The 13,556-nt window shown below is 34.0% G+C and carries 10 protein-coding genes and 3 pseudogenes; 1 reads left to right on the top strand and 12 read right to left on the bottom strand.

The genetic code is table 11. From position 1 onward, the window contains the following. Positions 1–176: 176 nt before the first annotated feature. The 11 genes and pseudogenes from AB1284_RS25660 to AB1284_RS25610 form a co-directional block, all read right to left on the bottom strand. Positions 177–920, bottom strand: a complete 744-nt coding sequence (locus AB1284_RS25660; RefSeq protein ID WP_429762114.1) for a DUF975 family protein — start codon at positions 918–920, stop codon at positions 177–179. Positions 921–1,130: 210 nt separating this feature from the next. Continuing rightward, positions 1,131–2,429, bottom strand: coding sequence for a nuclease domain-containing protein (locus tag AB1284_RS25655; RefSeq protein ID WP_429762005.1), 1,299 nt, complete (start codon positions 2,427–2,429; stop codon positions 1,131–1,133). 368 nt (positions 2,430–2,797) lie between these two features. Continuing rightward, positions 2,798–3,559 carry a DUF7225 domain-containing protein gene (locus AB1284_RS25650; RefSeq protein ID WP_429762004.1) on the bottom strand — a complete coding sequence of 254 codons (762 nt, stop codon included), beginning with the start codon at positions 3,557–3,559 and terminating at the stop codon, positions 2,798–2,800. Positions 3,560–4,022: 463 nt separating this feature from the next. Further along, complete coding sequence (locus AB1284_RS25645) at positions 4,023–4,271, bottom strand: hypothetical protein (protein WP_429762003.1); 249 nt, start codon at positions 4,269–4,271, stop codon at positions 4,023–4,025. Between the two features lie 315 nt (positions 4,272–4,586). After that, complete coding sequence (locus AB1284_RS25640) at positions 4,587–5,168, bottom strand: hypothetical protein (RefSeq protein WP_429762002.1); 582 nt, start codon at positions 5,166–5,168, stop codon at positions 4,587–4,589. A gap of 127 nt (positions 5,169–5,295) precedes the next feature. Continuing rightward, positions 5,296–6,456, bottom strand: coding sequence for an IS200/IS605 family element RNA-guided endonuclease TnpB (gene tnpB, locus AB1284_RS25635; RefSeq protein WP_429762001.1), 1,161 nt, complete (start codon positions 6,454–6,456; stop codon positions 5,296–5,298). 340 nt (positions 6,457–6,796) lie between these two features. After that, a pseudogene (locus AB1284_RS25630) lies at positions 6,797–7,009 on the bottom strand (JAB domain-containing protein); the annotation flags it as partial. A gap of 103 nt (positions 7,010–7,112) precedes the next feature. Next, on the bottom strand, positions 7,113–8,924 hold the full coding sequence (locus tag AB1284_RS25625; RefSeq protein WP_429762000.1) for a reverse transcriptase domain-containing protein: 1,812 nt from the start codon (positions 8,922–8,924) through the stop codon (positions 7,113–7,115). A gap of 564 nt (positions 8,925–9,488) precedes the next feature. Then, a pseudogene (locus AB1284_RS25620) lies at positions 9,489–9,743 on the bottom strand (JAB domain-containing protein); the annotation flags it as partial. A gap of 694 nt (positions 9,744–10,437) precedes the next feature. Further along, positions 10,438–11,409 (bottom strand): hypothetical protein, encoded by a 972-nt coding sequence (locus AB1284_RS25615; protein ID WP_429761999.1) that lies wholly within the window; start codon positions 11,407–11,409, stop codon positions 10,438–10,440. After that, positions 11,409–12,278 (bottom strand): RNA-binding protein, encoded by an 870-nt coding sequence (locus AB1284_RS25610; protein ID WP_429761998.1) that lies wholly within the window; start codon positions 12,276–12,278, stop codon positions 11,409–11,411. Before AB1284_RS25610 ends, AB1284_RS25615 begins: the two co-directional genes overlap by 1 nt. 281 nt (positions 12,279–12,559) lie before the next feature. Here AB1284_RS25610 and AB1284_RS25605 point away from each other — a divergent pair. Continuing rightward, positions 12,560–12,902, top strand: a pseudogene (locus tag AB1284_RS25605) (hypothetical protein); the annotation flags it as partial. A 160-nt stretch (positions 12,903–13,062) separates the two neighbouring features. Here AB1284_RS25605 and AB1284_RS25600 read toward each other — a convergent pair. Beyond that, positions 13,063–13,338, bottom strand: coding sequence for a hypothetical protein (locus tag AB1284_RS25600; protein ID WP_429762113.1), 276 nt, complete (start codon positions 13,336–13,338; stop codon positions 13,063–13,065). Between the last annotated feature and the right edge of the window lie 218 nt (positions 13,339–13,556).

Genomic DNA, 13,556 nt, shown 5'->3' with positions numbered 1-13,556 from the left:
TACTTTTCTTAAGTTGATAGGTATGTGGTGCTACCCCATCGCTATCAACCTAACGAAATTAAATACCCCCAAAACGAAAATTTTCAATTTCTACAGTTAATAAATTCTCTATAATAGCAAACCATAATACTTAAATACAGGACTCTTTTTTCGCTACAACTGTAAAAAATATTCATTTAGATAACTGTTTTTTCTTCCATAACTTTATTTTTATCTACCAATTTTAAGTAAAAATGCGATACTGTTGTAGTGTAATATGGATAAATCCAAAGGTATGCGATACCAAATGTAAAGGTTCCTAAAATAAACCATCCGATAAAGCTTAACGATAGTATGAATAAATCTAATTTATGTCCTTTCATCATTTCCCGGCTCTTTTTAATTGCTTCACTCGCCGTATATTCTGGATGATCCATTAATATATAGTAGGTAATAGAATAAGAGAAGGCCTTTATAATACCTGGTACAATTAACAATAAACTCCATAATAATGTGTATACAGCCATTAAAAAAGCCGCCTTTATAGATCTAAACACATTCTTTTTTCGAAACCCTTCAAATAACCCATCAATGGTAGTAGATTCCCTTTTTGCTAAACTCAATGTCAAATTATAATAGCCATAATTCATAATGCCTTGTACAGTTATCGAAACAATAAACATAATAATCCATAAAAAAGCATAAGTAACTAACATAATAATCATGAGTGTTACATTTATCTCAGCTTCCCCTGTAACTGAATAATATACAAAATTAGGGGCTATCATTCCTGCTAATAAGCTCCACAAAAGAAACATGGGGACTCCAATAGTACCCACACCCAACATAGAAATGACATAATTCAGAACCGATGCTCCCGCTCCTAATCCCCATCTACCCTTTAATGAAGATAATGCTGCTTTTTTTAAGTCACTAATCATTTTGATTCTACCTTTCAATTCATTTGTTCCCCCTTATATGAATTACCTTTACATAAGGAATAATAACATTTTTTTACAAAATCAACATTATATATATGAATTTTTATTAATATCCAAATAAAAAACGCTCTGCAGTCTACACTACAGAGCACTCTTCATCCGAAATCATTACAGCAGAACATAGAGATCTGTTCACACCAACATTTATTATTATGAAATTGTTACGATTGGATTTCCTATAACCCTTGGTCGACCATCGCCACAACTCGGGCAAACAACATACCATTTTCTACGATTTTCTACTTGTAGATGGTAGTTATGCATATGCTTAATAAGCTTATGATGATTGGATCGACAATGTACTTTCACCCAAAACCCGTTACAAGATTTGCATGTATAATAGTATTTTGGGTAACCAGCCTGAGTTAGAAGTTGACGCTCTTGCACTTCATTCGCCTCTCCGCAGTACCAGCATACCTTATGCTCTCCTAAATGGTATTCCATAATCAAACGGAACCAGTTTTTAAAGACATGAGTCATAGAAGGAATCATATAAATTGATCCATATTTATGTGCCTCTTCTTTACATAAATCAGTTTTAAATAACGCTTCGTTATACAGCACATGATACGGGTTGTACATATCCTCGGCGTTCTCTGAAATCACTACATCTGAATGCAAAATACAAGACGCCAGGATGGGCTCTTTCCATTTTGGCTCAATCGGTTGCATATGACCGTATTTTTTAATTGCAATATCAACAACGTCCTTCTTCCACTGGTCAGTTCCCTGAGACTCGTAATTACGATATTTCGCATCTAATATGACAAGCCCCATAGTCTGGTCATGCATCTTAAATTTCAAGACAAGGTCTGGTGTAAGATAACGTCTAGGTGTAAGATGAATTTTCGGTTCATAATAAAGTTCCACCTGACAGTGTTGCCAGCTAAGTATAGCCGAAAAGTTTTGGAGTCCTTGTGTGCTTCCCTCCATCATGTACTGATCAAGACATAATGTTATATCCTTATAACCATCAATTTGCCAGCCCATTTCTTTCGTTAGGATATGTATGATTTTATAAAGCGTCCATACCTCAAAAATTTGTTCCACCTTTCCAGTACTAATCTGTCGTTGGTGCTGTTGTACAAATAATGAAGCAGATAGTTCATGCTTAATGCGCTGCAGTGCCTGCCACGCTACGCGGTAGGACGGATTATGCAGAAACACTTGTGTTGGCTTTACTGGAAGACGTTCTTTTAATACAAGAGATGAAAATAACGGTAGCTCGAGTAGGGCCTGTGCAGCTTCCTTTAACTCATCATATTTCTCAGCATCGCTATGAATGTTCTCCTTCTGTTTTGTTAGTACTTGTAACTGTTCAAGCTGCTTTAAGCGCATAAACGCTGCCTCACTTTGCTCTGCACCTTGCATCTTGACTGGTAACTCTTTATCTAAAAAGGCAAGGAGCTCACTCTTATCTGAAGGAACATGTATTTCATTACCATCCACTCGAATGCTCGAAATATACACAAAGTTAAACAAATAATTATTTTGCGGTTTTGACGTAGGCGTAATCCAAATGGTGAAAAGAAGAAGCTGTCTGTTGTACGTGATGATATCTCTTTATCTTTAGCTCAAGAGGAAGAAGATTAGGATCTTTCAGAACTACTGATGCATTACCCGAAGTTGTAAAAAGACAATAAAGTTATTTAATCTTAAAACCTAAAACAAGCATAACCCCGTTCTAAATTTAGGGCGGGGTTAATATAAAGTTATTTAATTTTCGATATAAGGTACTTCACTGTACTCAAAAATATCGCACGATTGTTGAAAATTAAAGTGTATTATTATGTTAAATTTAACCACATGCTTGTTGATTAAATTGTTTTTGATAGTCTTTTTAAAGAACTTATATCGACCTCATATTTATTTCCATATGTTCTGGGTGATGGGATTTCTTCTTTTGGCCCATAAAATAACAGTTTCAAGTCATCATCTTTGTACTGAACTACGAAGAAGTCATCGAATTGGTCGAATGTATTTTGATTGATTGTAATAAAACTATTATCTTGGGCAGTTGTTTTAACACTTATTCTTCTTCCGTCTTTTATGACATCATATCCATGTTGATTAGTCACTTTAGCTAGCTCTCCATTCGTGTAAAGAACACAAAAGAATTCACCTAGACGACCTATAAGATGCCTTAATTCAGTTGCCTTGCATCCAAGGACATTCATTTCAAATCGTAACATTTCAAAGTATTCTTCATATAACTTTTTTATTTGTGAGATTCCTATTGTACCTTTTTTAATAGTTTGATCCTTATAGAGAAGAAGTTGCCCATTATTCCACTCACCTACAACAGATTCATACTCTGCACCTTTAGGTTTGTGATAAACTCGTCCAGTATAAGGATAATTTTCACCTACATATCTATATGTATTTCTGTTTATATATATAAACAGATGTTTATTAAAAGGTATTCCGTTGTTGTAACGGTTATAACAATAATCGGAAAGAATAATACTACTTGGATTTGTATTAAATTTTGTTATTAATCTGTCTCTTATCTCTATGGATGTTAAAGTATCACCTATTTTTTCTTTAAGAACCTCTATTATTTGCTCATAAATAGTCAACGGAATCCTCTCCTCATGATTATCGATTAACGTCTGGATTGTTATAGATGTTTTTTAGTCATAGTACAACCTTTACTCAACTGTTAAAAATACAATTTAACAGTTGTATTATTCTGTCAATGACTTTCGGAAAGGGACAATTCAGTACCACAATATGTACATTTATGATTATCTCTCTCAAAGACTTCCTTTCTAATTTTAGGTAAAATCATTTTTTATACCTCCTCCATGTAAATAATACCATTTGTATAAGATTAATACCTTATTTACTTAATTCTCCTTTAAAATATCTAAAAATACTCTCAGAATTACTCAACAATTTGGCCCGATTGTTGAGTAATTCTGAGAGTATTTTAAACAACTTTATTATGTTTTAAACGACTTTATTGTAAATTAAACAACTTTATTATCTCTGTACAGAAATAGAGAGAAAGATGAAGTGAAAATTCAATTTCACTCCATATTATAAATTATCATTTTGTTCACTACTGCTTACTATTTTAAATACTTTTTGTTTTAACTTCGATTTTTTGGTTACCATTACCTTAGTACCATTTACCTCCATTTCAACTTTTTCTTGCTCATTTAATGCTGCTACTTTCTCCAAAAGCTCTTTTTCCATTTTTTCTTTTTCTTCCTTCTTCTTGGTTGCTATCGGACCTATTACAAACAAAATTAAAAATATACTAACCATTACGATAAACGTAGTCACTAAAAACATATCCCCCTTTTACCTTGCCATCATTAGAAATTTAATCTTTTTTATTAAACTAAGGTGGCTCTGGGTATGTAAAAAAGCATAATTTTTTATTAATTAAACAAACTTATTAACCAAAACCTTTTTTCAGTTCTAGATGTATAAAAAGTACAACGTACTATAATGTCTTTAAAGCTATAATCTATTCCATAAAGAAAAGGACACTTTTCTAATTCATGATTGTAATGAACACAACTATTCTTATAATCTCTATTTTCATTTGAAATTAATTCAATCAATCCTCTTCTTCCATCTATCCTTGACTCGTTTTTATAAATGACGTAAAAGCACGGGTACTAACAGTGTCATTATAAAAATAAAAATTGAACTATACTTTAAACTTGAACTCCATTTCCCATATTTGGGATGTTCAAATTTTTTATAAAGCATACCTAATGCTAAAGAGATTAAAAACATTAAAACAGCTGTTCCTAAAATGATAGATGTAATTAGGCCTATCATATTGCTCATAAATGTTTGGAAATCAAATGAACGAGTCGTTAAAATTAACACGGGTATAATTCTAATTAAAAGTATTAAAATGAACGAGCCTACTCCAAAATAAATTGATCTTTTCTTCCACTTAATATGTTTGAACCATAGTGAAGCTCCAAATACCAATAATGAAATCAAAATTACTATAGAGAGGATAACAAAGATAAAATCAAAGAATGCAGGTACACTGGCATGAACTGCACCATCTATTTTACCGCCTCCCCCCTTCACCACATCGCTACTTCCTTTAAATAATGAACCGAACCAGTCTGTGAACCAATCTGTCATCCATGAAATATCAAATGGCAAATCTTCTTTCTTTGTTTGTGCAGAAGCAGCTGTATACAAAACCTCCAAAGTATCATCTCCCTCTTATAAAATAGTTCTACCTACTTTAAGTATTTGAACTACCCGCCACTTAACGCCCTTGCGGACTGTTTGAAGTGGGAGATTCCTACGAACACCAAAGTATCCTTTAGTTATCTTAGTAGGCTAACCCCGTAGTTCCTACGGTTAGAAGTCTTATGGCTTCGTTTTTAAGGTTTTGTCCTGCGTTAATATCTCTGTCATGATGTGCGCCACAAGAAGGGCAATCCCATTCACGAAGATTTAGATTCTTAACGTCTTTGTTTTGGTAACCACAACAAGAACAAAGCTGACTGGAAGCGAATGTTTTAGACACAGCAACGACCTGTTTGTCATACCATTTGGCTTTGTATTCGAGCATGGTTCTAAATTGTGACCAAGATACTTCACTTATTGCTTTCGCTAATTTATGATTTTTTAGCATATTTGACACTCGCAAATCTTCAATACCAATGATGTCGTGGTTTTTGACAATTTCGGTAGATATTTTTTGCAAGTAGTCTGTTCTTGCATTGGTGATACGTTCGTGGATTCTTGCAACTTTAATACGTTGCTTGTTCCAATTCGAAGAACCCTTCACGCGCTTGGAAAGGATACGCTGTGCGGTCGCTAATTTTTCTTCAAGTTTACGAAACCATTTGGGATTAGAGAATACTTCGCCTGTACTCAAAATAGCAAAGTCTTTTAATCCAACATCAACACCAACAGAAGAACCTGTTTTTTCTAATGGTTGCACTTCTGTTTCAACAAGAATTGAAACAAAGTATTTCCCGCTTGGATTACGTCTAACGGTAGCGTTTAAAATACGCCCTTCTACTTCTCTTGATTTAGCAAAACGAACAAGACCTAATTTCGGTAATTTTATTTTATTTCCTGCAATCGTAATATTTCCGTTTGTATATTTTGTTGTATAGGATTGTACTTTATTCTTTTTGGACTTGAATCGTGGTGCATCATTTTGTTTCTTAAAGAAACGGTCAAACGCATCTGCAAGATTTCTGACAGATGATTGCATGGCGATACTATCTACTTCTTTTAACCAAACAAATTCTTTCTTCAGCTTAGGAAGTTCTGCCGAACATGTTCCATATGATAAACTCTTTCTTGTTTCCGTGTATGTATCGTTCCATTTAGAAAGGAAATGATTAAATACAAAGCGAGAACAGCCAATTGTTTTATTGATTAATGTTTCTTGTTCTTGATTGGGATACAAACGAAATTTATAAGCCTTGTTGACTATCGTTGATTTCCACCCCTCTTTATAAGTTACTACATACATTTTATACCATTTAATATATTTTTTGTATGACGAAAAATTTAAGAATAGAAAAAAATCCATTGCATTAAGAACGCCGAAAAAACGAATTGAAAGAGTAGACCATTACAAAAAGAAGAATGGTTTTGGCACTCGTACGCAAGCTATTTTTTTATTTATTATAAATGACGCTCGAACAGTCGGACAATCGAGATGGTAAGTAAGCTATCCCTTGTCCGAAGGCGATTCCCCCTCCCTACTCTAGGCTTATAGGCTATACCCTTCACATTCCTTGAGGAAGGGGTATTCTCGCCTATTTTAGATAAAAAGCAACCAGAATATTATTACTCTGATTGCTTTTTCATTAATTAAAATTCATATAGCCTTTATTTTTTAAACTGATAAATTTATTGTCTGCTATGATAACGTGATCTAATAAAGAAATGCCTAAAATTTCTCCACTTTTCGCCAATCTTCCAGTTACTTCTAAATCTTCCCTTGATGGTTCCACATGACTAGATGGATGATTATGAAAACATATGATTGATGCTGCATTATTTAATATAGCTGTCCGAAAGTAGGGTAAGAACCCAGCGCCTTTCCTTATTTCTAAGGTAGGTTTCCAAGAACTCCCCTCCGAACCGTACGTACTCCTCTCAAAGTATACGGCTCTCCATTTATCAATCTAGCTTACCATTGTGTAAATTGTGGTGGCATTTTTCACACATCGCAAGTGTCTTCCGTTTTCTTGCAATCATCTTTTGTTCCCATCTTTTTTTACCTTTTAAATCTTTTAGCTTATGGACATGATGCATTTCAAGTGGTATTCCTGTTGCTCCGCACCATTCACATATATTTGCTAAAAGTCTATCGATGAGATTTGTCCTACCACTGTATTTGAGCGTTACTGGTTCGTTATCTATTTCTTTGTTATCGATGTTCATATTTTTTTCCATGCGTTGGTCAGTGAAATATAAAATTCGCGAGCCACTAGAAGTACTATAACGAATGCCTATCTTACCATTGATTGACATTTTATCAATCATCTTGCTCATTGTTGTCTTGTACTTGTTAGCATATGTTTTCATCATGCTATATTTCATGTTTTGTCGAAATGATTGTAAGACATGGACATTCGTTGCTAAACGGTAGTAGTTGTATAACCCCCGAATTTCTGCATTGTACGTAAGCATAATTTCTACGTCATCATTCGATAGCAAATAAGGTCGCTGTAATACTTTCCACTTATTGTTCTTTCCAAGTGTAATGGCTCCTAGTTGAATGAGCTTATTGATGTACTTCTCGTGCGGTACATATAACCTTACTTGAAAATTAAATTTCCGTTTTTTTGTACCTTTTTTCGTTTTCATTGTCTGCTGGTCACGAGCGACTTTTATATCGTATCCGAGGAATCTAGCCTTCTTCGTTGTGTGCGTTATCAACGTTTTCTCTTCACTGAGTTCTAATTTTAATTTCTCTATTAAGAACAAAGTAATATCCCGCTTTATTTGCTGCACTTCATCTTTACTCGCTATCACACCTATTAAGAAATCATCTGCATACCTCACATACTTCATTCGACGATAGTTTGGATCAAACAGATCTTTGCTATCATGGTTAAGAAGTTCCTTATACAGTTGCTTCATTTCACTGGCTCTTTGTAAACGGGTTTCTTTATCTAACGTTTCCCATTCTTTTTGATTCTTTGCCTTTCCATGCACAATTTTATTTGCAATTTTGTGATAGGTCGGGTTATATTTTCGTTTATCTCCTTTATTAAACAAATCCATGTATTCTTCCATATACTTGTCTAATTCATTTAGGTAAATATTTGATAATATTGGACTAATAATGCCGCCCTGTGGTGTTCCACTGTACGTTTTATGAAAGGTCCAATCTTCTATATAACCGGCCCGCAGAAACTTCCAGATTAAATCAAGAAATTTCTCATCATTTATTCTTTTTCGCAAGGTGTGAATCAAAATATGATGATTGATATGGTCAAAAAAACCTTTTATATCGCCTTCTATAAACCAGCGACAACCAGTGAATGTATTTTTGATTTCTTTAAGGGCTGTATGGCAGCTTAGATTCGGTCGAAATGCATGTGAGTGAGGTGAAAAACTTTCTTCATAGATGCCTTCAATTAAACATCTTACTACTTCCTGAACTAGTTTATCTTCAAAAGAGGGAATCCCAAGCGGACGTAACTTTCCTTTACTCTTTGGAATGTATACTCGCCTTACCGGGTTAGGTTGATAACTACAATCCTTTAGTTTCGAGATTAAACGGTTTATACGACTTATACTCATTCCATCAATAGTTTCTTCTGTTGAGCCTTTCGTATTACTTCCTTTATTTGTATAAATTTTCCCATATGCTTCTAGGAAAAATTCAATATTATATAAATTTCGATATAATCGCTCAAATTTATAATTTACATCTTTTGCTTTAGAGGCTAGATTATTTAATACTACTTTTGGACTTCTCATAGAGCCTCGCGCTCCTTCCCAATTTTGTATTAAATACTGATAAACTGCTCCCCTTCGCCATGTAATGGGCTTTCCCCATCTCGAACTACTACGAGAGCTCCGTTGCCATATTGGATATTCAAGCGCATTCGCTATAGCCATCTCTTGGCAGTCCAACTTAGGCAATCCCCATTTAGATAAGAAGGAACATCGCTTATTACGGTAGCGGATGTGACTTTCGCTCGTTACATTCCATATAGAAAGTGGTTGAAATGGTATCACATCATGTTTCTCGAAACGTATAAGAAACACGCACATTTCACACAGCGTTTATCGTTACCTCCCGCTGTAGGTCCACGTAGTCCCCCTTGAGCTATCCTTCAAGCAGTTTAGCTTTCATCCTTATCCGTAATATTTCATCTCACCGTTCAGTCGTGATTTGGTAACTAATCAACTTACGGTTTTTCCAACATGCTACACTCCCTGTCCGGTTTCCCTTTCAGATAAGTTGGCTGATGATAGAGTATTATTTTGTGATATTACTCTACTGCTTTGCGAAAGCAGATTTCCTACATACCCTTATGGGCGCACCGTTTCGCGCGGGTGAACTATCGAAGCATTAAGTACACCTTGCGAAACAATACTACATCCGATAATTTCATTTTTGCTATTTAGATTAAATACTCCGAAAACCTCGTGTGGCATAGAATCAGCTTTTAATACGATTCTAGCAAGACGACATACATCTTCAGGACTAGTAATTCTTTTCTTTTCTACATCATAAATCTTATTACTTTCTTTAACCAGTTTTACTGATTGTATCATAATGGTTTTTCCCATTTTTCTATCCCCTTTGATTAGAATTTTCATAGAAAATAAAGTTCTAAATTCAAAAGACCTTTAAAAGCATGTCCTCTGCAGTAACAAACTCTGTTATTCATAGACAATCCTCTTTTTCTATCTTTTTAAAAATCGTTTCTAAATGACTCAAAAGTTCCCTAGCTTCATTCGAAACTACTTTCATATTCATTCTCTCACTTGATAATTACTTTCGTATAAAACATTGCCCTTAATTCAATATGCCTATTCATATTGGAATTGTATAATCACATCACTCCTTGTTAGTCTTCACTAACTCCATTCCTAAAACACAAAAAAGCCCTTCAGGAATACATTAATATCACAGATGTGCATAGTAATTACGCTACACTGTAATAAAAAGTAAACCCGAAAGGCTTAGATTCATTATGGAATAGTGAAAAATATAAAAAGTATACATTACTATTATATATCAAATCGAATTTTCTGACAAATGTTTTCTAGTTACAATTATTTATCAGATACTATTTTCCCTAATGGTCGATTTTACAATTAAATAGTGTTTCAACTTTACATGGGAATATTAATTCAACACATCTATTCCATTCCTTCAAATGAATCACCTTATAAAACTCCTTTTTCTCTTTAAATATGATAGATTATACTGATTTAAGCACGAAAAGCTGCTTCAGTTTTTTATCTGAAGCAGCTCGTGTTATTTCAAAAATGGTAATGGTGCCTGCTGAATTCCATTTTGAGTTGCAATATAAAATGCTTTAGGAAATCCTTCATTATGAATACATTCATCAATTAAAAGCATAATGGGAATCCTACGTAAATCCAACATAAGCTCTTTTCGAACATATTCTGCTAAAGAAAGATTCGATATAGATAAAATAAAAATCCCCGGTAAGTTTTTAGTATTTTCAAAATGTAATAACCCATTGGAACTATTCTCAATTTGCTCTTCCCAAATTTTTAGCCTTGATTTCAAATGCTTGGAGAATTGTTGGCCCTGCTGAACACGCTCAAATATGAAGTTTTGTTCTCCAATAGGTGTTTTTACTTCAGCGACTGCAATGGGATTGTATCCTTTACCAGTGCCTTTTAATTTTGGATACCAGCACCAATTTTTTAATAATCTCTGACCAACAGCAAACTCATATTTAATTTGATTCATGGTGACAAATCGTTGCACCCCTGCCACCCCTAATTTTAACCATTGTTCCGGCTTCAATGAGTAATTTGTATTCCGATTATGATATGCCCACATCATTAAGTGTCCAGCGGTATTAAGAGTGATTGGAGCAGAAGTCTTAGGTTGGTCTGGAAACAATCCTGATTTAACTTCCCATCGACTAACAAACCCATATAGAACTAACTTTTTTAGGGATTCTGAGACTTGGGATCTACTAATTTTAGATTCTACAAAATTCTTTATTTGAGCTTCAGTTATTGCTAATGAATCCCAAATAAGTTTTAAAATAAGATTATCCTTTTCATTTATAAATCCAGAATTAATTCTATCGTAAATACTTCTCAGATCAGTTAATGGTTTAAATTTGTCTGGAAGAATAGGCCCTCCCTGTAAAGAGGGATCATCCCATAATGATAAAGTTTCATCCCTATTAAGCCAATATTGAATTGCCTTTCCACTCTCTTGTACAGAAACCTGTGGTGTACTCATTAGCTATATAAAAAGGACGTTGGGTCATTAACTTTTTTACGCCCGAATGGGAACTTAAAGATAACACCCGAACCCCTCTCTTTTTCTACATCTACACTAACAATTCTCAGACTAACAACTTCATCCAATACTGGCTGTTCGATTGTTTTAGGGACAATACCTTTAATTGTGCAGCCTTGATCTAATTCAACAAATACCCCAAATCTTGGATCAACATTTACAACCCTGCCTACAATTGTGTCACCTTCTGTTAAATCCACTAATAACTGATAAGGGTTTTCTACGGCAGCTTTTCTTGAAACATGGATTAAACGTTGCTCCGGGCTAAACTGAAGAACTTTCACTGGTATACGCTCTCCTATTGGCGCATAGCGATCTACTGCATTCTTATACACTCTTCCATAATTTAATTCATGTAGCTTCATAAAGCACTCTGCACCATTAATGCGTAAGAATATTGTTGGAACTTGAGCATTCATATTATATCCAGTTACCTCTGCTTCATAGGTAGGTTCTTGGAGTCTATCTTCTTGTTCTAATTCAATTAATTCGCGAATAAAGGTATCTGCTGCCCTATGGCTGGCCTCTTTTACAGATACTTGAACTTTATTTACTTCTATTTCATCAGACATTTGGGTAATAATTACATTAAAAATATTCCCGGTGAATTGTGTAATACTTCTGAACGCGTAATCAGAAAAATCTTCTTTTGTACAAATACCGATTACTTTTCCATTTTCAAGTGCAAATTCAGCATACTCTGTATCTGGATTCTCCTTATCCTTACGTTTAACTGTTCGTAGTACTGCTGGAATCGGTTCTTTATACCTACGTAATGTCTGTAGCTTTTCAAATGTTTTAGAATCCATATAAATTTCTCCTCTCCCTTACTATAGATTGCTTAAAGATTCGAGAAGTGATACCTCTACTTTAAGTATGTTTACTTTATTTTCGAAAACTAAGGGGTTTAAGAAATTTTTTTATCGAAAAATTGGCAAGAAAACTCCATCTTCAAAACGTGTAGGGCATAGTCCAGTTTAAGGTGGAGATGAATTACCATCGCACTTGTAAAAATATTTTGCACCATGGCGAATGTACGTTCTTTCCGACTGTTTTGTAGTATCATGAAGGGGAGAAGGAGGTGAACATGATGACAAAAGAAAAAGAATATGCAACCTATCAAATTTGGATCAAGAAAGGTCATAAGTTATACCCTTACTTCCTAGAAATGTGTAAAAACGCAAAAAATCAAATGTAATCTGTTTGCATTCCCGACAAAAGAGAAATCGTTCTTATCGTATCACTTCCTAGATTGTCTGTTTAAAACAATGAAGTAACAAGACTATATGAGTTTGCCAGCGCAAACGAATCAAGCAGTTATGAAAAAGTTATATCAAAACTGGAAATCATTATTTGCATCCATCAAGGCATACAAGAAACATCCTTCCACTTTTACGGGCAGACCTCGCATTCCAAAATATATCAAATCATCTATTTAAAAGTACGATTAAATCATATAAATTCATTTTAATATTTCAACCTATATTAATTTTCTAAATCCGACAAACGAGAAAATAGATACTCACTTGAGTACCTATTTTTGTGGCTATTTACCTTACACATAAAAAATAATAGACAATCATCACAATCTATTTAATTTAATAATTCTTTATACAATTTTTCAGCTTTATATAACTCTCCTAATATAGGATTTTCATAATCACTATAACTATCTAGATATGCTTTTATACCACCAATAATAACAATTCTAGCGATATCTTTATCATTCTCAAGTATCTCTAATGCATTTTTATATCTTATGTATATAAGTTGTAGAACTCCTCCCCTTTGTATTTCTTTATAATACTTTTCTTCAAGGCTAGTTATCACAATTTTTATTTGTTCAATTAACTGTTTTCTTTCATCTATTATGTTTTTACTCTCCAATTTACTTGGAACCTTTCCTCTTAATAAAATATTTAGAAGGCCTAACATTTGTCTCTTGTCGCGCCTCCCCATATACTTCGGAAAAGCCTATTTTATTCTCTTTAGGGTTTTCTATGTTTGCTAACTTACTCCAGCTTCGTTTCAGTTTATCATTCTTTTGAAATAGCCCTTGGTCTACTTCACCTTGCACGACAGGAGCC

The sequence above is a fragment of the Bacillus sp. S2(2024) genome, from assembly GCF_050474045.1.
GTDB lineage: Bacteria > Bacillota > Bacilli > Bacillales > Bacillaceae_G > Bacillus_A > Bacillus_A yunxiaonensis.
The sequence above is the reverse complement of the archived record's forward strand: the minus strand, read 5'-3'. Positions and strand labels throughout refer to the sequence as shown.